At 68.7% G+C, this 20,831-nt stretch carries 26 protein-coding genes; 24 read left to right on the forward strand and 2 right to left on the reverse strand.

Features of this window, described 5'->3' with window-relative positions:
• From AC3WQY_RS23830 to AC3WQY_RS23880, 11 genes are all read left to right on the forward strand, one after another.
• Positions 1-960, forward strand: a 960-nt coding sequence (locus tag AC3WQY_RS23830; protein WP_492711074.1) for an amidase, incomplete at its 5' end; no start/stop codon positions are given.
• Positions 961-1,419: 459 nt separating this feature from the next.
• Positions 1,420-1,716 carry a putative quinol monooxygenase gene (locus AC3WQY_RS23835; protein WP_492711075.1) on the forward strand — a complete coding sequence of 99 codons (297 nt, stop codon included), beginning with the start codon at positions 1,420-1,422 and terminating at the stop codon, positions 1,714-1,716.
• 138 nt (positions 1,717-1,854) lie between these two features.
• Positions 1,855-2,277, forward strand: coding sequence for an MAPEG family protein (locus tag AC3WQY_RS23840; protein ID WP_492711076.1), 423 nt, complete (start codon positions 1,855-1,857; stop codon positions 2,275-2,277).
• Positions 2,278-2,341: 64 nt separating this feature from the next.
• Complete coding sequence (locus AC3WQY_RS23845; RefSeq protein WP_492711078.1) at positions 2,342-2,848, forward strand: cupin domain-containing protein; 507 nt, start codon at positions 2,342-2,344, stop codon at positions 2,846-2,848.
• Between the two features lie 71 nt (positions 2,849-2,919).
• Entirely contained in the window at positions 2,920-3,366 is a 447-nt protein-coding gene (locus AC3WQY_RS23850; RefSeq protein WP_492711080.1) for a hypothetical protein, read from the forward strand.
• 124 nt (positions 3,367-3,490) lie between these two features.
• The gene (locus AC3WQY_RS23855) at positions 3,491-3,988 is read left to right on the forward strand and encodes a nuclear transport factor 2 family protein (protein WP_492711081.1); all 498 of its coding nucleotides are present in this window, start codon (positions 3,491-3,493) and stop codon (positions 3,986-3,988) included.
• Between the two features lie 398 nt (positions 3,989-4,386).
• Entirely contained in the window at positions 4,387-4,848 is a 462-nt protein-coding gene (locus AC3WQY_RS23860; RefSeq protein ID WP_492711083.1) for a hypothetical protein, read from the forward strand.
• A gap of 26 nt (positions 4,849-4,874) precedes the next feature.
• A complete protein-coding gene (locus AC3WQY_RS23865; RefSeq protein WP_492711085.1) occupies positions 4,875-5,399 on the forward strand; it encodes an O-acetyl-ADP-ribose deacetylase in 525 nt (174 codons plus the stop codon).
• Between the two features lie 23 nt (positions 5,400-5,422).
• Complete coding sequence (locus tag AC3WQY_RS23870) at positions 5,423-5,818, forward strand: GFA family protein (RefSeq protein WP_492711086.1); 396 nt, start codon at positions 5,423-5,425, stop codon at positions 5,816-5,818.
• Positions 5,819-5,853: 35 nt separating this feature from the next.
• The gene (locus tag AC3WQY_RS23875; RefSeq protein WP_492711088.1) at positions 5,854-6,495 is read left to right on the forward strand and encodes a hypothetical protein; all 642 of its coding nucleotides are present in this window, start codon (positions 5,854-5,856) and stop codon (positions 6,493-6,495) included.
• 110 nt (positions 6,496-6,605) lie between these two features.
• Positions 6,606-7,016, forward strand: coding sequence for a PaaI family thioesterase (locus AC3WQY_RS23880; RefSeq protein ID WP_492711089.1), 411 nt, complete (start codon positions 6,606-6,608; stop codon positions 7,014-7,016).
• Positions 7,017-7,050: 34 nt separating this feature from the next.
• Here AC3WQY_RS23880 and AC3WQY_RS23885 read toward each other — a convergent pair whose 3' ends face one another.
• On the reverse strand, positions 7,051-7,431 hold the full coding sequence (locus AC3WQY_RS23885) for a VOC family protein (RefSeq protein ID WP_492711090.1): 381 nt from the start codon (positions 7,429-7,431) through the stop codon (positions 7,051-7,053).
• Positions 7,432-7,573: 142 nt separating this feature from the next.
• On the opposite strand from AC3WQY_RS23885, the gene AC3WQY_RS23890 reads away from it, so the two are divergent.
• The 3 genes from AC3WQY_RS23890 to AC3WQY_RS23900 are packed head-to-tail and all read left to right on the forward strand — an operon-like array spanning position 7,574 to position 9,317.
• Positions 7,574-8,002 carry an SRPBCC family protein gene (locus AC3WQY_RS23890; RefSeq protein ID WP_492711092.1) on the forward strand — a complete coding sequence of 143 codons (429 nt, stop codon included), beginning with the start codon at positions 7,574-7,576 and terminating at the stop codon, positions 8,000-8,002.
• Entirely contained in the window at positions 7,999-8,517 is a 519-nt protein-coding gene (locus AC3WQY_RS23895) for a GNAT family N-acetyltransferase (RefSeq protein ID WP_492711093.1), read from the forward strand. The genes AC3WQY_RS23890 and AC3WQY_RS23895 overlap by 4 nt, the downstream gene beginning before the upstream one ends.
• A gap of 11 nt (positions 8,518-8,528) precedes the next feature.
• A complete protein-coding gene (locus tag AC3WQY_RS23900) occupies positions 8,529-9,317 on the forward strand; it encodes a glutaminyl-peptide cyclotransferase (RefSeq protein WP_492711095.1) in 789 nt (262 codons plus the stop codon).
• Here AC3WQY_RS23900 and AC3WQY_RS23905 read toward each other — a convergent pair whose 3' ends face one another.
• A complete protein-coding gene (locus AC3WQY_RS23905) occupies positions 9,318-12,173 on the reverse strand; it encodes a peroxidase family protein (protein ID WP_492711097.1) in 2,856 nt (951 codons plus the stop codon).
• Positions 12,174-12,352: 179 nt separating this feature from the next.
• Between AC3WQY_RS23905 and AC3WQY_RS23910 the strand changes: the two genes are divergently transcribed.
• From AC3WQY_RS23910 to AC3WQY_RS23955, 10 genes are all read left to right on the forward strand, one after another.
• The gene (locus tag AC3WQY_RS23910) at positions 12,353-12,619 is read left to right on the forward strand and encodes a cupin domain-containing protein (protein ID WP_425334678.1); all 267 of its coding nucleotides are present in this window, start codon (positions 12,353-12,355) and stop codon (positions 12,617-12,619) included.
• 8 nt (positions 12,620-12,627) lie between these two features.
• Positions 12,628-13,014, forward strand: a complete 387-nt coding sequence (locus AC3WQY_RS23915) for a DUF488 domain-containing protein (RefSeq protein WP_492711099.1) — start codon at positions 12,628-12,630, stop codon at positions 13,012-13,014.
• Positions 13,015-13,051: 37 nt separating this feature from the next.
• Entirely contained in the window at positions 13,052-13,549 is a 498-nt protein-coding gene (locus AC3WQY_RS23920; RefSeq protein WP_285234801.1) for a DinB family protein, read from the forward strand.
• A complete protein-coding gene (locus AC3WQY_RS23925; protein WP_492711101.1) occupies positions 13,546-14,601 on the forward strand; it encodes a GNAT family N-acetyltransferase in 1,056 nt (351 codons plus the stop codon). Before AC3WQY_RS23920 ends, AC3WQY_RS23925 begins: the two co-directional genes overlap by 4 nt.
• On the forward strand, positions 14,598-15,137 hold the full coding sequence (locus AC3WQY_RS23930; protein ID WP_492711102.1) for a cysteine hydrolase family protein: 540 nt from the start codon (positions 14,598-14,600) through the stop codon (positions 15,135-15,137). The genes AC3WQY_RS23925 and AC3WQY_RS23930 overlap by 4 nt, the downstream gene beginning before the upstream one ends.
• 14 nt (positions 15,138-15,151) lie before the next feature.
• Positions 15,152-15,742 (forward strand): GNAT family N-acetyltransferase, encoded by a 591-nt coding sequence (locus AC3WQY_RS23935; protein WP_492711104.1) that lies wholly within the window; start codon positions 15,152-15,154, stop codon positions 15,740-15,742.
• Positions 15,743-15,871: 129 nt separating this feature from the next.
• Positions 15,872-16,477, forward strand: coding sequence for a response regulator (locus AC3WQY_RS23940; protein WP_285234805.1), 606 nt, complete (start codon positions 15,872-15,874; stop codon positions 16,475-16,477).
• A 65-nt stretch (positions 16,478-16,542) separates the two neighbouring features.
• Entirely contained in the window at positions 16,543-18,945 is a 2,403-nt protein-coding gene (locus AC3WQY_RS23945; RefSeq protein WP_492711105.1) for a penicillin acylase family protein, read from the forward strand.
• Positions 18,946-18,950: 5 nt separating this feature from the next.
• Positions 18,951-19,751 carry a hypothetical protein gene (locus tag AC3WQY_RS23950; protein WP_492711106.1) on the forward strand — a complete coding sequence of 267 codons (801 nt, stop codon included), beginning with the start codon at positions 18,951-18,953 and terminating at the stop codon, positions 19,749-19,751.
• An 18-nt stretch (positions 19,752-19,769) separates the two neighbouring features.
• The coding region (locus AC3WQY_RS23955) for a serine/threonine-protein kinase (protein WP_492711107.1) at positions 19,770-20,831 on the forward strand (1,062 nt) is incomplete at its 3' end.

Genomic DNA, 20,831 nt, shown 5'->3' on the forward strand with positions numbered 1-20,831 from the left:
AACACCCCCGGCGGCCCCCGCGCCGGCGCGGCCGCCGCCGCGGCCGCGGGCTACGGCCCCCTGCATGTGGGCACCGACATCGGCGGCTCGGTGCGCCTGCCGGCCGGATGGTGCGGCATCTTCACCCTCAAGCCCAGCCTGGGCCGCATCCCCATCAAGCCGCCCTTCGCCGGCCGCGTGGCCGGCCCGATGACGCGCACCGTGGCCGACGCCGCCCAGCTGATGGCCCACCTCAGCCGCCCCGACTGGCGCGACGGCATGAGCCTGCCCTGGCAGGACAACATCCCCTGGCTGGCCCTGGGCGAGCAGGACATGCCGCCGCTACGCGGCCTCAAGCTCGGCCTGATGATGGACGCCGGCTGGGGCCTCACCGTCGAACCCGAGACCGCCGCCGCCGTGCAGGCCGCGGCGCGCGCCTTCGAGGCGGCCGGCGCCAGCGTCGAGCCGCTGCGCGGCTTCTCCACCCGCACCATGATCGACGGGCTCGACGCCTTCTGGCGCATGCGTTCCTGGCTCGACATCTCGGCCCTGCCCGAGGCGCGCCGCAACAAGGTGCTGCCCTATATCCGCGCCTGGGTGGACCGCGGCGCCAGCCTGACCGCGGCCGAGCTCTACCATGGCTACAGCCAGATGGCGGCGCTGCGCGACGCCGCCATCGCCGCCTGTGAACCCTTCGACTACGTGCTCTCGCCGGTGAGCCCGGGCCCCGCCTTCCCGGCCGAATGGGCCAGCCCCATCAACGACCCCCAGCGCCCCTTCGAGCACATCGCCTTCACCCTGCCTTACAACATGAGCGAGCAGCCGGCGGCGTCCATCAATTGCGGCTACACGGCCGCCGGCCTTCCCATCGGCCTGCAGATCATCGGCAAACGCTTCGACGACCTCGGCGTGCTGCGCATGGCGAGCGCCTGGGAGCGCATGCGCGGGCCGCAGCGGCCGTGGCCGGAGGCGCCGGGCTGACTTGATGGATGCGCGGGATCGACGAGGGTGCGACAACATTGCAATGCAAACCTTGTGCACTGAGGTGGCGCCAGATGACGAAACCGCAGGGTCCGCAAGACCTGACCCCGGCTTTTGAGCCCGCGCAGCGCCTTGTCCAGCGATGCCAGGTCACCGCCGATGCTGCCCACAGTCCGGATCGCGCCATCACGCGGCGCGTCCGCCACGGCGATGTCAATGCTGTCCCTGTGCAACTCAAGACCGACGTACAAGGTGCTAGATTCACGTTGCATGGCCCGACGCCTCGCAAACTCGCAACGCCCCGGCAGCCCGTCCGCCGGGCGCCTGGGTGTAGCTCTGTAGGCCCAGTGCCCGCAAGCTACGGCATCGCAGGAGTCGGCCCACCCGAGTCCGCGACGCCATCCTGTCTAGGCGTCGCTGCGCCATGCGTTCTGGGATCCTGACTCAAGAGGTGCCTTCATGATCGTGGTTCTTGGAAGCGTACTGGTTCGGGACGGTTGCATGGCAGAAGCTCGGAAGCTGAGCGTCGAGCATGTACATCGTTCCCGAATGGAGCCGGGTTGCGTCTCGCACGCGGTTCACGTGGACTGTGAGAACCCGCAGCGCCTGGTCTTCGTGGAGGAGTGGGCGGATCACGCGTCGCTTCAAGAACACTTCAAGGTCCCGGCGTCGGGGCACTTCGTGGCTGCGCTATCAGCGCTTGCGGGGGAGAAACCGAGGATGGTCGTCTACCAGGCAGAGCATGTCGGGGCATGACCACGCGGCGCCCTGCAAGCCGTTTCAGGGAACGCTGATTCTTGGCGAGCGATGGGTACGGCCGCAGCCTTTGCGCAGTCCATGGCCCGGCTCGTCTTGGGCACCGAACATTCAACCCCGAGCAAAGGCTGCCGTTCAATGAGCAACAACAACTCCGCACTGGCCCTCGCCCTGTTCATATCCTGGGCGCTCGCACTGCTCCTGCTCATGGAGGTGCTTCGTTCACTGCTGGTGCTGAGCGGCCGGGTTCCATCGAACGGGTTCACGCCCGACAACGCCAACCTCTCGCCCTTCATGCAGCGACTGGCTCGGGCCCATGCCAACTGCGTCGAGAGCCTTCCCGTCTTTGGTGGCCTGTTGCTGCTGGCGTTGGCGACCGGCCAGACTGCCGTCACCGATCCCCTGGCACTGTGGTTCGTGCTGGCGCGGGTCGTTCAATCGTGCATTCACCTGGCATCACTGAGCGTGGCTGCGGTCAATCTACGCTTCGCGGCGTTTGCCGTGCAGACGGCCATCGGGGTCTACTGGGCAGCAATGCTGAGCTTGCGCTATTTGACCTAGCCGGCGCTGTCGAGCCCATTCAAGCGCCTCGTCCGTCGCATCCAGCCCACCGCATGGAGTTCCTATGACAAAACCCTTCGTGAACCTCGACGAAGTTGAGTTCAACGACATCGAGGAGAACGGCTTCTACACCTCGAAGCGTGCCCTGTTCAGCGCGAGCATTGGTGCTCGGAAGTTGGGCTACAACCTCACCGAACTTCCACCCGGCAAGACACAGTGCCCGTTTCACTCCCACCGGGAGGAAGAGGAGATGTTCCTCATCCTTGAGGGCGAAGGTGAGCTTCGCTTCGGGGATAGGCGCTTCAAGCTCCGAAGACACGACGTCATCGCTTGTCCCACCGGGGACGCCAGCGTTGCACACCAGATCATCAACACGGGAACCGCGCCACTGCGCTACCTCTCGCTTTCGAATCTGGCAGAGACAGAGGTTTGCGAGTACCCCGACTCCAACAAGGTCGGCATCTTCTCGTCTGCATCAGGCGCGCCGGCCCTTCGGAAGATGGTCCGTGCGGAGGTCACCGTTGACTACTACGATCGTGAGTCCCTGGAGCCCCCCAAAGGCGGCGCCTAACCCATCGGTCGAGGCGAGGCCCAACGGAATAGCACCGTGGCCTCCTCACCTTGAAAGTTAGGTCTCACAGCATGGCAACGTCAGAGTTCAGCGCGCTGTTCGAAATGCTCAATGATCGCGAGCTCGCTGACCGTGTCGCCTCCGGGGGCCTCACGGTGGAGGCGGAGGCTGCGGCAGTGTCGGAACTTGTCAGGCGCGGGCTGCCCGTTCCCTCGCGTGCCGAAGCGCCTGTCGCGGACGAGGGTGACTACCAGGGGGACATGACAATCGTCGCAAGGTACTTGACGCCAACAGAGGCTCACATGCTTTGCTCTTGCCTCAACGCGGGTGGCGTGCCGGCCGAAGCTGGCGACACAAATCTTGTGCAGGCGCACTCTTTGCTGGCAGGAGCGCTTGGCGGCGCCAGCATCCGTGTGCCTGCCAACTATGTCGCGGAGGCACGTGAACTCATTGCGGCCTTCAAGCGCGGAGACTTTGCGCTCGATGAAAACTTCAATTCCGACGAGTCCTCGCCCTGATCCTTCTCTCCCGCCAGCGGCCTGCGGGCGCGGCTGAGCTCTAAGATCGAGTGTCACCAAGCCGTCCACGCAAGCAATTCGGTGCCCCCACGTCGCTGAATTCGCACACCACGGGAGAGCCTTCATGCTGCTGACCCACTTCTCGCCTGATTCGTCCGTCCGTCGAGTTCGCCGAGTCGCTCTTGGCCTCCTGGCCATTGCCGTCTCGATGCCGACAACAGCGGCTCAAGTCGATGACGTCAGGGCTGTCGAAGCCCTCGACATTGAGTACCAGGCAGCCGTTGAAAGGGGCGACGCAAGTTCAATGGCACAAATCCTCTCGGACGACTTCGTGCTCACTACGGGCACTGGGAAGACGTACTCAAAGTCTGAGTTGCTTGCTTCAGCGCGAGATGGTGTCACCGTCTACGAACACCAAGTGGCGAGTTCGAGGACCGTTCGCGTCTGGGGTGACACAGCGGTTGTCACCGCGCTTCTCTGGCTCAAGGGCAGCAGCGCCGGCAAGCCGTTTGACTATCGTCTTTGGTATAGCGACACCTACGTCCGCTTTGCGTCAGGCTGGCGCTACGTCTTCGGTCAGGCCTCTTTGCCTCTGCCGGGCGGCGCGCTGCAGTCCAAGTGACGCCAAAGCCCTTGCATCGAACCTTGGGCAGCAGATGACGACGCCGAGCAGGGGATGGCTCTTTCTGGCAATGCTGATCGCCTCGGCGGGCTCTGCCATCCACGTTGCCGCAATTTTGGGTGGCCCGTCTTGGTATGCGTTCTTTGATGCGCCGCCATTCATCGTGGCGTCTGCTCAAGCGGGCACTTGGCTGGCCCCGGTCAGTGCAACAGTCATTGCAGGGCTTATGTCGCTGTGTGCCGTTTATGCGGCCTCGGCGCTTGGTCTCATCCGTCAGCTCCCTCTGTTGCGTCTGGGCTTGGCTGGCATTGCGGCATCAACGGGGGCTGTTGTCGAACCCCTCCGCATAGCAGGCTTGCCTGCGGCTGGTCCCTGATGTCGAAGCTTGGACAACTGAAATGCCGTCCCAGACAGCGGCTTGGGGCCAGGCCCAGACCACCGAGGAGCGTCGCCCGATGATGATCACCGCCGATGTTTTGCTCCGCGTGCTGTCGCTGTGTGTCGTGCTCGCTGGCGCGGAGACGCTGCATGGCATTGCGCGCACCCTGCTGCTGGTGCCGCGCGTCGGCAAGGAGCGCGCCATCAAGCTGAGTGCCCTGACGGGTTCGATACTGGCCTTGGCGATCTGCCTGGTGCTGGTGCCGACTATCGGGCTGGCCGGCGCGCGGCAGCATCTGTTGCTGGGGCTGGTGCTGGCCCTGTTCATGGCGAGTTTCGACCTCGCCATCGGTAAGCTGCTGATGCGCAAATCCTGGCAGAAGCTGTGGCCCGACTTCGACCCGCGCACCGGCAACTACCTGAGCTTCGGCCTGGCTTTCCTGGTGTTGGTGCCGCTGCTGGTCAGCTGGCTGCGTGCCTGAGTGGAGTTTTTGATCAAGGAGCCCCCATGCCAGCCAGCGTTCGTGCCCTTCGAGCCGACATCACGACGCTGTCGGTCGATGCCATCGTCAACGCGGCCAATTCATCGCTGCTGGGCGGTGGCGGGGTCGATGGCGCCATCCACCGCGCCGCCGGGCCCGAGCTGCTGCACGCCTGCCGCTTGCTCGGCGGCTGCAAGACCGGCGAGGCCAAGCTGACCAAGGGCTATCTGCTCCGGGCGAAGTACATCATCCACACCGTGGGCCCGGTCTGGCGCGGTGGCGGCGAGGGTGAGCCGGCGCTGCTGGCCTCCTGCTACCAGCGCGCCCTCGAGCTGGCGCACGCGGCCGGCGCGGCGTCGATCGCCTTCCCGAGCATCAGCACGGGCATCTACGGCTACCCCATAGAACGGGCGGCGCGCGTGGCGGTCGCGACCGTCCTGGCGGCATTGCCGCAAGCGCCCGAGCTGCAGGAGGTGGCATTCTGCTGTTTCTCCGCCAGCGACCTGGCGGTGTATGAAGAGGTGCTCGTCGAAGCCGGCGGTCAGCCCTGAACTCAGCCCCCAAGGAGGCCCCCATGTCCACGCGTCTTGCCTCATGCAGCTGTGGTCAGCTCAGCGCCCAGGTGGTGGGCGATCCGCTGCGCGTTTCCATCTGCCATTGCCTGGCTTGCCAGCGCCGCACCGGCAGCGTGTTTGGCGAACAGGCCAGGTTCCCGCGCGACCAGGTGTCGGTGGCCGGTGCCTCCACCGCCTACGTCCGCGTTGGCGACGAGGGCTCGCGGGTCACGTTCCACTTCTGCCCTCACTGCGGTGCCACGGTCTATTACGAGCCCGAGGGCCTGGAGGACTTTGTGGCCATCCCGGTGGGCGCCTTCGCCGACCCCGGCTTCCCGACGCCGCGCGTGTCGGTGTATGAATCGCGCAAACACGCCTGGGTGCTGCCGCCGCCCGAGGCCGAGCATTTCGACTGACGCCCCACTTCCCTGATCCATGACGGAGGTTCCCCATGGCCAAGCCCAGCGAGTTCTATGTCGGCGTGATCGACCTGTTCGCCATCCTGCTGCCGGGCGCCATTGCCACGGCGATCCTGGCGCCCAGGGTCGGCCATCTGGTGCTGGGGCCGCTGGTGGCGGTGCCAACCACCGAGGCGGGCAACTGGGCGGCCTTCCTCACCTGCTCCTACTTCCTGGGGCATCTGATCTTCCTGGCCGGCTCCTATCTGGACCGCTTCTACGACCTACTCAGAAGGCGGCTGAATCCCTATGGCAACGAGAGCGCCTACCAATGCGCGACCCGCATCCGCAACAGCCTCGTCGACGCGTCCGAGACCAAGGCGCTGAATACCTTTCAATGGGCCAGAGCGGTGCTGATCGCGAAGTGCCCGGCGGCGGCGGAAGATGTCCATCGGCTGGAGGCGGACTCGAAGTTCTTCCGCAGTCTGCTGGTCGTCTGCCTGCTGAGTTCGATCGCGTTCTTTCTCGGCGCCAGGGCGGTAGAGGGCCTGGTGGCCCTGGCCTTGGTGCCACCGTCCTTTGCCAGATACTATGAAAGGCGGCTGAAGAGCACGACTCAGGCCTATATCCACCTCATCGCCATGCACAGGCTGGGCGGCCTGGCGCCGCAGGCAAAGCCAGACGATGATGAATGAATAAAAGCAGGAAAGACGCGCTTCGCGCGCCACCGCAACCGGACCCCGACTTGCCCGTGCGCAGAATCTCTCCATCTTGGCCACGCCAGCTGCAGTAAGGGGCTACCGATATGAGCAATGCAAGCGAACTCGCGGCGCTGCTGGCCACTCAGCCCAAGCCGGTCTGCGCCGAGCTCACGCCTTTCGAGATTGTCGGGGCCGATTTCGATGCCGGCTTCGTGGCGCTACGCTTTGCCGAGCAGGCCGCATTCTCCAACCACTGGGGCCATATCCAGGGCGGCTTTGGCGTGGCGTTGATCGATGTGCTGGTTTCCATTGCTGCCTTTGCCAAGCTGCGGCAGTGGTGCCCCACTGTGGAGATCAAGAGCAGCTTCATCGCGCCGGCCAAGCTGGGGGAATGCCGAGGCGAGGCGCGCATCATCAGGGCGGGCAAGTCGCTGGCCTTTGTGGAGGCCTGGCTATGGGGAGCCGATGACCAGCTGGCCATACACGCGACCGCCACTCTCAGTGTCAAGGGCTAACGCGCAATGTGTTGCCCTTGCCAGGGGCGGCCACTCAGGCCAGGTCCTCGTGGATGCAGAGGAAGTTGCCCTCGGTGTCCTTGAACCAGGCCGCCTTTTCGGAGCCCAGCACGCAGACATGGTCCACGGTCTTGAAGTCCGGCAGGTCGTAGTCTTCGAAGACCACGCCGCTGGCCTTCAACTCGACGATGCTGGCGGCAATGTCCGGCACCCGGAAGCTGATGGCCGTGTGCTCGGCCTTGGTCCCTTCCGGCTTCGGGAACAGCGCCAGTGTGCTGCCGCCAACGGCGTACTCGAATTTGCCATCGGGGCGGAAGTTGCCGGGCTTGAGCCCCAGGCAACGCTCGTAGAAGGCGCGCGCCCGCGCCATGTCCTTGACGGGAAGCATCGTGGTCACGGAAGAGTTGCCCAGCATATGAATGACTCCGGTTGCCCAATGAGCTTAGACCCGCATCCCGCCGTTCGCCAGTCCGGCATGTCTGAGGCCATGGCGGCTAGACTTCGCCGGCAGATACGGCCGTCCCTGGCTTTTCTCTCCATCACCGTCGAGTGCGACCATGAGCATTTTTGAGGCATCACGCGAGCTGGCTGCCAGCCCCGCCGAGGTATTCGCGGCCTTCGAGGCGCCGGCGCGGCTGGCCCGGTGGTGGGGCCCGGCGGGCTTTCGCAACAGCTTCGATGTTTGCGAGTTCAGGCCCGGCGGCGCCTGGCAGTTCACCATGCATGGGCCGGATGGCGCCAAGTACTGGAATGAATCCACCTTTCTGGAGATCGAGCGCGATCGCAAGGTGGTGATCCACCATCTCTCGGCGCCCCGATTCAGGCTCACCGTCACGCTCGCGCCCAGGGGCGCGGCCACCTGGCTCGCCTGGGAGCAGGCGTTTGAAGACCCCGCCGTGGCCGAAGCCGTGCGTCACATCGTCGTGCCCGCCAACGAGCAGAACCTCGACCGGCTGGCCGCGGAGCTGGCGCGCGACGCCGCATGAGAACGCTGCTGACCGAGCGCCTGCGCATCCGGTGCATGGACGTCAGCGACGCGGGCTTCATGCTGGCGCTGCTGAACCAGCCCTCCTGGCTGCAGTTCATCGGCGACCGCGGCGTGCGCACGCTGGACGATGCGCGCAACTACATCCTGCAGGGGCCGGTGGCGATGGTGGAGCGGCTGGGCTACGGCTTTGGCGTGGTCGAGGCGATCGCCTCGGGCGAGCCGCTGGGCATCTGCGGCCTGGCCAAGCGCGACTACCTGGACGAGGCCGACATCGGCTTTGCCTTCATGCCCCAGCATTGCGGCCAGGGCTATGCGCATGAGGCCGCTTCGGCGGTGCTGGCGTTTGCCCATGCGGAGCTGGGCATGGCGCGCGTGCTGGCCACCACGCGGACCAACAACAGCCAATCGCAGAAGCTGCTGGAAAAACTGGGCCTGCGCTTCGAGCGCATGATCGCCCACCCGGATGGCGATCGCGAGCTCATGTTGTATGCAAGCACGCCGCATCGGCGATAGTTGCGCTCATCATGCATTGCCTGAATTTCAAAACCCGATTCCTTGCCCTGCTCGCCACCTGCCTGCTGCTGGCCACCGCCGGTGCGACGGCGCAGCGCTTGCGCCTGCCGGTCTACGACGCGGTGGTGGTCAACAGCTATCCGCATGACCCGGAGGCCTTCACCCAGGGCCTGCTGTGGCGCGACGGGGTGCTGTACGAAAGCACCGGCCTGAACGGCCACAGCTCGATCCGCAAGGTGCAGCTGGAGAGTGGCCGCGTGCTGCAGAGGCAGGACATCCCGCAGCAGTACTTCGGCGAGGGCATGACGGCCTGGAAGGACGAGCTCTACAGCATCACCTGGCAGTCGCAGGTCGGTTTCGTGTGGGACCTGCGCAGCTTCAAGCTCAAGCGCCAGTTCAGCTACCCCGGCGAGGGCTGGGGCCTGACGCACGACGAGCATCACCTCATCCTCAGCGATGGCACGCCCACGCTGCGCTTCTTCGACCCCGCCAGCATGAAGGAGGTGCGCCGCGTGCAGGTCACCGCGCTGGGCCGGCCGGTGGAGCAGCTCAACGAGCTGGAATGGGTGGAGGGCCAGATCTACGCCAATATCTGGCACAGCAATGTGATCGTGCGCATCGACCCGGCCTCGGGTCAGGTGCAGAGCCTGATCGACCTCACCGGCCTGCTCAAGCCCGAGCTGGCCGGCCAGGCGGATGTGCTCAACGGCATTGCCTACGACCCGGCCAAGAAGCGCCTGTTCGTCACCGGCAAGCTCTGGCCCCGGCTGTTCGAGATCCGCCTGGTCCCTAGGGCCTGACTAGGGTTTAAACGCCGGGTCCGACTCCGCGCCCGGGCGCGGCATCCAGTCGAGCGTGTAGTAGGCGCCGCGCGCGCGCGCCCAGGGGTCGAAGGCGTTCACCACCTGGGACAGCTCGGGCGCCAGCTCGGGCAGGGTGCGCAGCAGCACGCGCTTGAGCGGCGAGACCTCCATCGCATGGCCGTTGGGCTTGCCGGCCTCCATCTGCTTGCCGTCGGGGCCGTTGTCGTTCACCCAGGCCACGCCCAGCGAGGTGTAGAACTCGGGGCGGAAGCTGGAGGTGAAGAAACGGTCGCTGAAGAGGCGGCGCGAGGCGTTCAGGATGAAGACCTGGAACTGCGTCTCCGAGATCGCGAAGCCATGCGGATGGGTGAACTCGGAGAGCCAGCCCACCACCGTGTCCACGTCCTCGACGTTGTCCACCAGGCTGCCATCGGGATGGCCCAGGCAGTCGTTGATGGCCGAGCCGTCGGCATTGCGCTGGGCCCGCGTGATGATCTTGCTGGCGTCGCAGCGGTGCTGGCCGTAGACCTCGCGCAGCAGCCCGGTCAGGCGCTCCTGCTCGGCGCGCGCCGGCGAATCGGCGGGCAGGCGCTGGTCGACGAAGTCCTCGAAGCGCGTCAGCTGGCGCAGGCCGTATTGGCGGCGGAATTCGTTGAAGCGCGGCACGCCGCGTTCGCGATCGCGTATCAGGTCCAGCGCCGCCACATCGATCTTGCCGATGCCGGCTGGGCCGCGCGCCAGTTCGAGATGCTGCAGGAACTGCGGCGAGTTCTGCAGGGTCAGCAGGCCCAGGCGCTGGCGCCCCATCGAGAGCGCCCAGCTGGCCAGGCCCCGCTCATGCATGGCCTGCGTGGCCTTGGCGCGGAAGGTGCTGAGCACCGGCACCTTGGCGCGCACCGCGTTGGGGTCCTGGCGCCAGTCGCGCCATTCGATCAGGTCCGGCACCAGCGCGTGCAGGCGGTAGACGCTGACGAACTCCTCGGGGAAGTTGAAGGGCGAGCCGAAATGGTTCACGCCGCCGTTCACATGCTCGGGATTGGCCAGGCTCCACTGGTCCTGCTTGCCGGGGTCGAAGGCCGAGAGCAGGCTCTTGCCCGGATAGACATGGCTGCCCAGGCCGAAGATGCCGGGGCCGGAGGCAAAGGCCGAATAGAGCTGGGTGGCCTTCTTGGCCTCGGGGCTCTTGCCGAAGGTCTTCAGCACGATGTTCTCGATCGCATCGGCCACCAGCGGATGCTTGGCGAACAGCCCGCCCCAGTTGGCGTTCATGCCCAGGTAGAGGGGCTCGCCATAGAGCAGCTGGGTGGTCCATTCGGTGGTGTGGATCTTGGCGATCTCGGCCGCCACCACCAGGCGCGTGGCCTCGAACAACTCGTCCGCCGTGACCTCGCGGTAGCGGATCGCGGCCTCCGGCCGCAGCGGGTCGCGCAGGCCCGAGTCGGCCTCGGGCGTGGCGGCGGCCTGGCGGCGGAAGGCGGCCACGAAGGCGTTGTGCTCGCGCGCAAACACGTTGTGATAGAAGCTCATGCCGATGCTCCAGTTGTCCGGGAAGGCGGCGGCCTCCTGCCCGGCGTACTGGGGAGCGATCGGGTCGCCGGGCGCGAACACCGGCAGATAGCCCTGGGCCTCGCCGGCGCCGGCGCCGCGGCCGGGCTGCAGCAAGAGCCTGGCGGGGTCGGCCGGGTCGCGCTTGACGCGCTGGCGCGAGGCCGCGTCATAGCCGTAGATCTGCGAGGCATCCCACCAGGCCGTGACCTTGTTGCGCGTGGTCTTGTAGGCGCGCGCGGGCTGCGCGCGACCCGCGGCGTCGACGAAGGTCGCCGGTGGGGTGGTCTCGGCCATCAGGGCCGCGTCGATGCGGTCCTCGGGCCGGCAGCCCGTGGCCTGCGCGGCGCCGGCGCTGCAGCCCACCGGCATCAGCGTGGCGGCGTTGTGGCCGTCCTCCAGGTGCGAGAACCAGTCATGCGTCATGAACTGGATCCAGAACGCCGCCAGCACATTGAAGAAGGGCGCCTTCTTGTAGTCGCACTGCGCCTCAGGGCTGTCGCCGGGCAAGCCCTGACCCTCGCGGCAGCGGCCCGGGTCGGTCTGGGCGCGGGTGAAGAGCTTGCGGCTGATCAGCTGCGGGTCGGGCTTGAGCAGGGCCAGGCGCTCGCCATGGCGGTTGCGCGCCAGCTCGTTCATGCCCAGGTCGGGAAAGGTGGACTCGAACTCGACATTGCGCGCAAACAGGGTGCCGGTGGCGCCCATCAGCGGGTTGCGCAGGTCGTTGCACGTGCCGTCGAGATTGCGCGCGCGTATCAGCGCGCCGCCGCAGAGCTGCGGGCCGTCGCCACCCACGGCGGCGTAGGCGGGCGCGCTGCTGGGCAGGCGCAGCGCGTCCCAGACCTTCAGCGCGCCGCCCTCGACGCCGTCGCGCCCCAGGGTGTAGTCGCGGAAGGTGCCCATGTTGTCGAACAGGTTGAACTTGATCAGCTCCATGCGCTGGTATTCGAGGTCCAGCAGGGCGCCATCGATGCCGCGGCCGTTGCGCGAGAGGTGCAGGCCCACGCCCTTGGTGCCGGGCGAGAGGCTGCTGGCGTCGCCGGTGGCCCAGTAGTTGGCCCAGTCCACATAGGGCGTGCTGCGGAAGGCGGCTGCCTTGTCGCCGCCGCGGCAGCGCGCCACGTCCTCCGAGACCTTGCCCAGAAAGCGCTCGCCGCGTTCGGCGGCCAGCGGGCGCAGGCCGCCGGCCACCATCTTCACGCAATCGTCCAGCGCGCTGCTCTGGCCGTCGGGCGGGCTGGCGCAGGCGGCGAGCAGCAGGCTCAGCGGGAGTGCAACAAAGAGGTGGTGCAGGCGTGCTCTCAGCATGGTGGGCGCTCCCTGGTCTTGTCGGTGCCGGCGATTGGAGTCCGCGCCGCGCAGCGCAGCCATCCCTAAGGTCGGGACCCTGGCGGCCGCTGCGCGACCGGCGCATACTTGCCCTCATGGCACTCCTACATGCAAGCTCGGCCGAGCCTATTGATATCCGACCGTTGGGCGCACGGCTGATGAGCGAAAAAACGGTCGCGTTGTTCAAGTCCAGCGAGCTCGAGGTGATGCGCCTGGTGCTGGCCGCGGGCAAGGCCTTTCCGCCGCACAAGGTGGCGGGCGAGATCACCATCCAGTGCATCGAAGGGCGGCTGGACGTGACCATCGACGGCGCCAGCCATGTGCTGGAGGCCGGCCAGCTGCTGTTCCTGGCGGGTGGCGTGGTGCATGGGGTGGCGGCGCTGCAGGACAGCTCGGCCCTGGTGACCATCTCCCTGCCGCGCTAGGGGCTGCGATGGTGGTGCGCGTGTTGCGGCTGGGGACGCCCCGGCTGGCGGATGAAGGCCTGCGCATCGGCACGGTGCGGCGCCCGCCGCGCGGGGTGCCCAAGGAGGAGTTCGCGCGCCAGAACTGGTACGACAGCTGGTTCCCGACGCTGGCGCCCAGCGCCGAGACCATGAAGCTGGGCCAGGCCGCGCAGACCCCGGCCGAATGGGCCGCCTTCATCAAGAAGTACCGCGCCGAGATGGCCGCGCCCGAGGCCGCGCATGCGCTCAGGCTGCTGGCGGCGCTCTCGCACCAGAGCAATTTCTCGGTGGGCTGCTACTGCGAGCACGAGGCGCATTGCCACCGCTCGGTGTTGCGCGCGCTGCTGGCCGAGCAGGGTGCCGCGCTGGGCTAAGCTTGCGCCTTCGCAAAAATCAGTAGCGAGGATCACGGTGCAAGCACTCCACCTGATGCGCAGCCTGTTCGCCTACAAGGCCTGGGCCAACGAAGACCTCTACGACAGCGTGGCCCGGCTGCCCGCCGAGACGCGCGCGGCCGAGTTGCATGCGGCGCTGCGCGTGCTGAACCACATCCATGTGGTGGACAGCATCTTCGCCGCCCATCTGCAGGGGCAGGCGCATGGCTATGCGGGGCTCAACACCCCCGAGACGCCCGGCCTGGCCGAGTTGCGCGCGCGCGTGCAGGCCAGCGACCGCTGGTACCTCGGCTATCTGGACACGCTCAGCGACATGGCGCTGGGCGAGGTGCTCGATTTCACCTTTGTGGATGGCAAGCCCGGCCGCATGTCGCGCGCCGAGATGCTGCTGCACGTGGCCACGCATGGCAACTACCACCGCGGCGCGGTGGGCCGCATCCTGGTGCAGGCCGAGGTGGCGCCGCCGCCCGATGCGCTGACGGTGTTCCTGCACCGCCCCGCGACGCCGGCGTGACGACGCTGCTCGCCCTGTGCGGCAGCCTGCGCGCGGCCTCGCTGCACCGCGAACTGCTCGGCGCCGCGCAAGACCTGGCCCCGGCCGGGGTGAGCCTGCGGATCGCCAGCGATCTGGGCGCGCTGCCGCTCTTCAACCCCGACCTGGAAGCCGAGCCGCCGGCCGCCGTGCGCCGCCTGCATGCCGAGGTGGCCGCGGCCGAGGCGCTGGTGATCGCCAGCCCCGAGTACGCGCATGGTGTCACCGGCACGATTAAGAACGCGCTCGACTGGCTGGTGGGCTTCGAGCCCTTCGTGGGGCGACGCGTGGCGATCTGGAAGGCCTCGCCGCGTGCCCGCCACGCCGATGCCGCGTTGCGCGAAACGCTCAGGACCATGGCGGCCGAGATCGTCGAGCCGGCCTGCCTGAGCCTGCCGCTGCTGGGCGCCCGGCTGGACGCGGCGGGCATCCGCGCGGCGCCCGCCATGGCAGACCCGATCCGCGCGGCCTTGCGTGCGCTGGCGCAGGGGCCCGCGCCGGCCGCCGCGCCGGGCTGGCTGCTGCGCCCGGCCCAGGCCGGCGACGCGACGCGCCTGGCCGCCTTGGCGCTGCAGGTCTGGCTCAGCACCTATGCCTGGGAGGGCGTGTCCGAGGACATCGCCGCCTATGTGCTGGCGCGCTTCACGCCGGCCGCCTTTGCCGAACTGTTGGCCGATGCGCAGCGCCTCCTGCTGGTGGGCGAGGGGCCGGGCGGCCTGCTCGGCTATGCCCAGCTGAGGCGCGGGGCGCCGCAAGGTGGCCTGGAGGTGGAGCTGGAGACGCTCTATGTGCAGGCGCCCGCCCAGGGTACGGGCCTGGCCCAGGCGCTGCTGGCGCAGGCCCGGCTGGCGGCGTATCGGCAGCTGGGGGCGCCCGCCATCTGGTTGAGCGTGAACGCCCGCAACGAGCGCGCCCTGAACTTCTACCGCCGCGCCGGCTGCATCGAATGCGGCGGGACCTGGTTCGAGCTCGGCGGCGGCCGGCATCTCAATCTGCTGCTGCGCACCGCGCCTTGCAAGGAGACACAACCATGACGACAAGAACAGCCGTGCTGGTGATCGACGTGCAGCGAGGCCTGTTCGAGCCCGCGCCCCAACCCTTCGAGGCGCAGCAGACGGTGCAGCGCATCAACGCGCTGACCGCGCGTGCGCGTGCCGCCGGCGTGCCGGTGGGCGTGATCCTGCATGAGCGCGAGGGCAGCGCGCTGGCCCACCAGAGCGAGGGCTGGCAGCCGGTGGCGCAGCTCGACGTCGACCCGGGTGACCGCCTGATACGCAAGACCACGCCGGACGCCTTCCTGCGCACCGAGCTGGGCGCCTGGCTGGCGGGCCTGGGCGTGCAGCGCCTGGTGATCTGCGGTTATGCCAGCGAGTTCTGCGTCGACACCACCACGCGGCGCGCCGCGGCCCTGGGTTTCGAGGTGGAGCTGGCGGCCGATGCCCACACCACCCACGACAAGCCCCATGCCACGGCGGCGCAGATCCGCGCCCACCACAACGCCACCCTGCCGGGCATCACCAGCTTCGGGCCGCGCATCCGCGCCCTGCCCAGCGCCGAGATCACGCTCTGAGGGCGCAGGCAGCGATGCGGCCCTTGTTCAGCGTCGACGGGGTGGAGGCGCGCAGCGTCGATGCCGGCGCCGCGCCCCAGGTGCAGGCCCTGTTCGAGGCCAACCCGGACTACTTCCTGCTCACCGGCGGCGAGCCGCCCGGGCCGGGCCTGGGCCTGGAGGAGCTGGAGAGCCGCCCGCCCGAGGGCTGGCCCTACACCGCGCATTGGAGCCTGGGCTTTGTGCGGCCGGGGCAGGGCGGGGCGGCGGACGCCTGGCTGGGCCTGGCGCTGATCGACACCGACCTGCTCGCCAGCGGGGTCTGGCATATCGGCCTGTTCCTGCTCGCCACGCCGGTGCATGGCAGCGGCCTGGCGCCGCGCCTGTATGCGGCGCTGGAGCAATGGGCGGCGGCGCAGGGCGCCGGCTGGCTGCGCCTGGGCGTGATGCTGGGCAATGCGCGCGCCGAGCGCTTCTGGGAGCGCCAGGGCTTTGTCGAGCTCAAGCGCCGCCCCGATATCGCGATGGGCCGGCTGCGCCAGACCGTGCGCGTGATGCTCAAGCCGCTGGGGGCGCACAGCGTGGCCGAGCACCTGGAACGCGTGCCGCGCGATCGCGCCGCATAGTGTCCCGGGCGGGCGCGGCGGCGCGGGCAACTGCTAGGCCGGGCCGCGCCGCCGAGGTGGTAGATTGCGGCCATCGCAGAGGGCTGCCCTCTGGCCGCCCTGGGCACTCGCCCACAGGAGTCCTTACCCATGCCGTTTGACCTGCCCGAGCTGCTCGGTCCCTTTCTGCTGCCCCTGCTGATCGCGATCCCGCTGGCCATCGTGGTCATCATCATCAGCACGCGCCGCGGCGACGATGTGGACGAGCCGCGCCGCCGCGAGCCCCCGCCGCCGCGCCCGCCCGCGCGCGCGCCGGTGGCCATGCCCGAGCCCGTACCCGCGCCGCCGCCAGCCGCGGCGCCGGCAGGTCCGGTGCGCGTGCTGCTGGTGGACGACTCTGCGGTGGTGCGCGCCAAGCTCGGCAAGCTGCTGCAGGGCGCCGGCTACGAGGTGCTGGCGGCGCGCGATGGCGTCGAGGCCCTGGAACTGCTGGGTCAGCAGCATGTGCATGTGCTCATCACCGACCTCGAGATGCCCAACAAGGATGGCTTCGAGCTGATCGCCGATGTGCAGGGCAGCCTGGAGACCGAGGACCTGCCCATCATCGCCATCACCGGCCATGAGGAGCTGCAGGGCCGCGTGACCCAGGTGCAGGGTCTGTACGGCATCTTCAAGAAGCCCTGGCACGACCGCGAGCTGCTCAAGCGCGTCGAGACCCTGACGCATTTGCGCAAGCCGCCGGCCTTGCCGGCCTGAAGCAGCCCGGGGGCCACGGGGGTCCCCCCGATGGCGGCGCGCGGCGCCTGTGCTGCAATCGGCGCATGCGATCAAGACTCCTCAAGATAGCGGCCATCCTGCTGGCCCTGGTGGCGGCGCTCGCCGGTGTGCTGGGCTGGCATCTGGGCGGCAAGCAACCGCAGCGCAGCGGCACGCTCGAACTCAGCGGCCTGCAGGCGCCGGTGCAGGTGCGCTGGGATGAGGTCGGCGTGCCGCATATCAGCGCTGCCAACGAGCCCGACCTCTACCGCAGCCTGGGCTATCTGCATGCGCAGGACCGGCTGTTCCAGATGGAGATGGTGCGGCGCCTGGCGCGCGGCGAGCTGGCCGAGATCCTGGGCCCCAAGCTGGTCGAGACCGACCGGCTGTTCCGCACCCTGGGCATACGCGCCCATGCCGATGCCTATGCGGCACGCGTGCAGGCCGCCCCGCCGACCCCGGCCATGCGCGCGCTGCAGGCCTATCTGGAGGGCGTCAACCAGTACCAGGCGACACGCCCGGCACCGCTGGAGTTCGAGATCCTGGGCATCCCCAAGCGGCCCTTCACGATGGCCGACACCGTCAGCGTGGCCGGCTATCTGGCCTATAGCTTTGCCGCTGCATTCCGAACGGAGCCCGCGCTCACTTATGTGCGCGACCAGCTGGGCCCCGACTACCTCAAGGTGTTCGAGCTGGACTGGCGGCCCGAGGGGGCGGTGCGCACGGCCCTGGGGCTGAAGGGCGGCGACTGGCAAAACCTGACCCGCCTGGCACTCAACAGCCAGCAGGCACTGGAACTGGCGGGCGTGCCGCAGTTCGAGGGCAGCAATGCCTGGGCCCTCAGCGGCAGCCGCACGCGCAGCGGCAAGCCCTTGCTGGCGGGTGACCCCCACATCGCCTTCTCGGTGCCCGCGGTGTGGTGGGAGGCGCATCTGCAGGCGCCCGGCTTCGAGCTCTATGGCCACCACCAGGCGCTCAACCCGATGGCGCTGCTGGGCCACAACCGCCAGTTCGGCTGGAGCCTGACGATGTTCCAGAACGACGATCTGGACCTGATCGTCGAGAAGCCCAACCCGGACAAGCCCGGGGAGGTCTGGTTCCAGGGCCGCTGGGTGGCGCTGCAGGAGCGCGAGGAGATCATCACGGTGAAGGGCGCGGCGCCGGTCACGCTCAAGCTGCGCCGCTCGCCGCATGGCCCGATCGTCAACGACGCCGTGCCCGGAGCCACGGGCAGCCGCCCGGTGGCGATGTGGTGGGCCTTTCTGGAAACCGAGAACCCGGTGCTGGAGGCCTTCTACGCGCTCAACCGCGCCAACAGCCTGGGCCGTGCGCGCGCCGCCGCCAGCCAGATCCATGCGCCGGGGCTGAACGTGGTGTGGGCGAATGCCGACGGCGACATCGGCTGGTGGGCCGCGGCCCGCCTGCCCAAGCGGCCTGCCGGCGTGAACCCCAGCTTCATGCTGGACGGCGCCAGTGCCGAGTCCGACAAGCTCGGCTTCGAGGACTTCAGCGCCAATCCGCAGGAGGAGAACCCGACGCGCGGCTATGTGGTCTCGGCCAATCACCAGCCGGCCGGCGCCCTGCAGGTGCCCGGCTATTACAACCTCTGGGACCGCGCCCAGCGCCTGGACGAGCAGCTGCGCCCGGAGGGCCAGACCTGGGACATGGCGCGCGCCCAGGCCCTGCAGCTGGATGTGCAGAGCGGCTTTGCGCAGCGCCTGCTGCAGCCGCTGCTGCCGGCGTTGCGCGCGGCCGCCGCCGGCAACGAGCAGGAGCGTGCGCTGGTGGAGCGCCTGGCGGCCTGGCCCGGCCGCCATGAACTGGGGCTCAATGAGCCGGTGCTGTTCCACCAGTTCCTCTACGAGCTGACGCGCGAGGCCATGGCCGACGAGATGGGCGAGGCCATGTTCGACAACCTGCGCCGCACGCGCGCGCTCGACCATGCCTTGCCGCGCCTGGCCGCCGATGCCGCCTCGCCCTGGTGGGACAAGCGCGGCACGCCGGCGGTCGAGACGCGCGAACAGATCGTGGCGCTGGCCTGGAAGGCGGCCATCGCGCATCTGCGCCAGACCCTGGGCGCCGACCCCGCCAGCTGGACCTGGGGGCGTGCCCATACCCTCACCCATGGCCATCCGCTCGGCCTGCAGAAGCCGCTGGACCGCATCTTCAACGTCGGCCCCCTGCCGGCCCCCGGCGGCCACGAGCTGCCCAACAATATGGCGCAGCGCCTCGGCCCGGCCCCCTGGGCGGTGGTGTACGGGCCCTCGACGCGGCGCGTCATCGACTTCGCGCGTGCCGGCGAGGCGGTCGGCAGCAACCCGGTGGGGCAGAGCGGCGTGTGGGGCGATCGCCATTACGAGGACCAGGCACGCTCGCATGTGCAGGGCGGCTACCGGCTGCAAGTGCTCAACGAACCCGATGTGCTGGCCCATACTCGCAGTACCTTGACGCTCAAGCCGGTGGACTGATGGACATGTCGTTGCGAATCGGTATCGCCCTGCTGCTGAGCTTGCTGCTGCCCGCCAGCCAGGCCCTGGAGCTGCCCGAGCCCGGCGCATTGCAGGCCAGGCTGGGCCGGGCCGTGCAGGCGGTGCAGGTGATCGAGCCGCATCTGAGCGTGGCCGGCCAGCAGCTCAGGGTGCGCTACCTGGGCTACCCGGCGCCGCTGGTGTTCGAGCGCCTGCTGGGCGCCGACTGGCAGCGGCCCGGGCGCGAGATCGAGCTGCGCGCGCTGGACGGCTTTGTCTCGCGCGTGCCGGTGGAGCGCTTCGCCAAATACCAGGCCTGGCTGGTGCAGGCGCGCGCCGATGGCGCCGCCTTCATGGTCGACAACCATGCCCAGCATGAGAAGCAGGTGCCGCTGGGGCCCTACTACCTGGTGTGGGACAACATCGCCGCGCCCGAGCTGGTGGCCGAGGGTGGCGCGGTCTGGCCCTACCAGGTGGCCAGCATCGCGCTCAAGCCCGGCAGCCGCGAGGCCCTGCTGCCCGCCGGGCTGGGCTCGGGGTTTGCCGAGCATGCCGAGCTGGCGCAGAAATACTGCCTCAGCTGCCACCAGGTGAACGGTTATGGCGGCGACAAGATGCCGCTGAACCTGGCGGTACGCGCCAAGCTGCTGGACTTGCGTACCTGGCGTACCTGGCTGCTGAACCCCCAGACGCTCAAGCCCGGCACCGCCATGCCGCCCCTGCCCGACACCCTGCCCGCGGCCGAGCGCGAGGCCATCGTGGCCAAGCTGCACCGCTATCTGCGCGCCGTGCCGGTGCTGCCGTAAGAGGCCGAGACAAGCGCCATGGACCAGCCCGCCGACGACGAGCCGATCGACCGCGTGCTGCTGCCGCCGCAGCTGGACGAGTCGAACGCGCTGCCGGCCGGCACGCGCTTTGCGGAGCTGGAGATCATCAGCACCCTGGGCGTGGGTGGCTTCGGCATCGTCTACCTGGCGCAGGACCATGCGCTGCAGCGCCGCGTGGCGATCAAGGAATACATGCCGGCGCAGCTGGTGCGGCGCGCCAGCGGCAGCCTGGTGACGGTGCGCGCCGGCGTGCTGCGCGAGACCTTCGAGCTGGGGCGGCGTAGCTTCGTCAACGAGGCGCGGCTGCTGGCGCGCTTCGACCACCCGGCCCTGCTGAAGGTCTACCGCTTCTGGGAAGCGAACGGCACGGCCTATATGGTGATGCCCTATCTGCAGGGCCAGACGCTCAAGCAGGCGCGGCTGGCGATGGCGCAGCGCCCCGACGAGGACTGGCTGCGCCGCGTGCTGCTCACCCTGCTGGATGGCCTGGCGCTGCTGCATGCCGAGGCCATCGTGCACCGCGACATCTCGCCCGACAACATCCTGCTGCCCGAGGGCGGCGGCGATCCCATCCTGTTGGACTTCGGCGCGGCGCGCCAGGCCATCGAGGATCGCAGCCAGCACATGACGGCCATCCTCAAGCCCAGCTTCGCGCCGATCGAGCAATACGCCGAGGCCACCGGCCTGCGCCAGGGCCCCTGGACCGATCTCTACGCGCTCGGCGCGGTGATGCATTACCTGCTGCTGGGCCATACCCCGCCGCCCGCCACCGCGCGCGCCATGGTGGACGAATACCTGCCGCTCTCCGGCGCCGGCCTGCTGGGCTATTCGATGCCCCTGCTGCTGTGCCTGGACTGGATGTTGCGCGTCCATCCGCAGGAGCGCCCGCAGTCGGTGGCCGAGCTGCGCGCCGCGCTGGCGGGCGAACGCGCCGCACCGCTGCCGCCGCAGCCCACCGCGCCGGCGGTGCACCAGGGCCTGTCGGCGCGTGGCACTGGCTACGAGCCTACCCACCAGCTGCCGGCTCCGCCCCCGCCGCCCCCGCCCGATCTGCTGCTG

This window comes from Roseateles sp. FW301-B2, assembly GCF_058788955.1.

Excerpts from the sequence above, each read along its gene's own strand:
- AC3WQY_RS23835 (WP_492711075.1), top strand. The coding sequence starts at position 1,420 with ATGATCGTGGTTCTTGGAAGCGTACTGGTTCGGGACGGTTGCATGGCA.
- AC3WQY_RS23840 (WP_492711076.1), top strand. The coding sequence starts at position 1,855 with ATGAGCAACAACAACTCCGCACTGGCCCTCGCCCTGTTCATATCCTGG.
- AC3WQY_RS23845 (WP_492711078.1), top strand. The coding sequence starts at position 2,342 with ATGACAAAACCCTTCGTGAACCTCGACGAAGTTGAGTTCAACGACATC.
- AC3WQY_RS23850 (WP_492711080.1), top strand. The coding sequence starts at position 2,920 with ATGGCAACGTCAGAGTTCAGCGCGCTGTTCGAAATGCTCAATGATCGC.
- AC3WQY_RS23855 (WP_492711081.1), top strand. The coding sequence starts at position 3,491 with ATGCTGCTGACCCACTTCTCGCCTGATTCGTCCGTCCGTCGAGTTCGC.
- AC3WQY_RS23860 (WP_492711083.1), top strand. The coding sequence starts at position 4,387 with ATGCCGTCCCAGACAGCGGCTTGGGGCCAGGCCCAGACCACCGAGGAG.
- AC3WQY_RS23865 (WP_492711085.1), top strand. The coding sequence starts at position 4,875 with ATGCCAGCCAGCGTTCGTGCCCTTCGAGCCGACATCACGACGCTGTCG.
- AC3WQY_RS23870 (WP_492711086.1), top strand. The coding sequence starts at position 5,423 with ATGTCCACGCGTCTTGCCTCATGCAGCTGTGGTCAGCTCAGCGCCCAG.
- AC3WQY_RS23875 (WP_492711088.1), top strand. The coding sequence starts at position 5,854 with ATGGCCAAGCCCAGCGAGTTCTATGTCGGCGTGATCGACCTGTTCGCC.
- AC3WQY_RS23880 (WP_492711089.1), top strand. The coding sequence starts at position 6,606 with ATGAGCAATGCAAGCGAACTCGCGGCGCTGCTGGCCACTCAGCCCAAG.
- AC3WQY_RS23885 (WP_492711090.1), bottom strand. The coding sequence starts at position 7,431 with ATGCTGGGCAACTCTTCCGTGACCACGATGCTTCCCGTCAAGGACATG.
- AC3WQY_RS23890 (WP_492711092.1), top strand. The coding sequence starts at position 7,574 with ATGAGCATTTTTGAGGCATCACGCGAGCTGGCTGCCAGCCCCGCCGAG.
- AC3WQY_RS23895 (WP_492711093.1), top strand. The coding sequence starts at position 7,999 with ATGAGAACGCTGCTGACCGAGCGCCTGCGCATCCGGTGCATGGACGTC.
- AC3WQY_RS23900 (WP_492711095.1), top strand. The coding sequence starts at position 8,529 with ATGCATTGCCTGAATTTCAAAACCCGATTCCTTGCCCTGCTCGCCACC.
- AC3WQY_RS23905 (WP_492711097.1), bottom strand. The coding sequence starts at position 12,173 with ATGCTGAGAGCACGCCTGCACCACCTCTTTGTTGCACTCCCGCTGAGC.
- AC3WQY_RS23910 (WP_425334678.1), top strand. The coding sequence starts at position 12,353 with ATGAGCGAAAAAACGGTCGCGTTGTTCAAGTCCAGCGAGCTCGAGGTG.
- AC3WQY_RS23915 (WP_492711099.1), top strand. The coding sequence starts at position 12,628 with ATGGTGGTGCGCGTGTTGCGGCTGGGGACGCCCCGGCTGGCGGATGAA.
- AC3WQY_RS23930 (WP_492711102.1), top strand. The coding sequence starts at position 14,598 with ATGACGACAAGAACAGCCGTGCTGGTGATCGACGTGCAGCGAGGCCTG.
- AC3WQY_RS23935 (WP_492711104.1), top strand. The coding sequence starts at position 15,152 with ATGCGGCCCTTGTTCAGCGTCGACGGGGTGGAGGCGCGCAGCGTCGAT.
- AC3WQY_RS23940 (WP_285234805.1), top strand. The coding sequence starts at position 15,872 with ATGCCGTTTGACCTGCCCGAGCTGCTCGGTCCCTTTCTGCTGCCCCTG.
- AC3WQY_RS23945 (WP_492711105.1), top strand. The coding sequence starts at position 16,543 with ATGCGATCAAGACTCCTCAAGATAGCGGCCATCCTGCTGGCCCTGGTG.
- AC3WQY_RS23950 (WP_492711106.1), top strand. The coding sequence starts at position 18,951 with ATGTCGTTGCGAATCGGTATCGCCCTGCTGCTGAGCTTGCTGCTGCCC.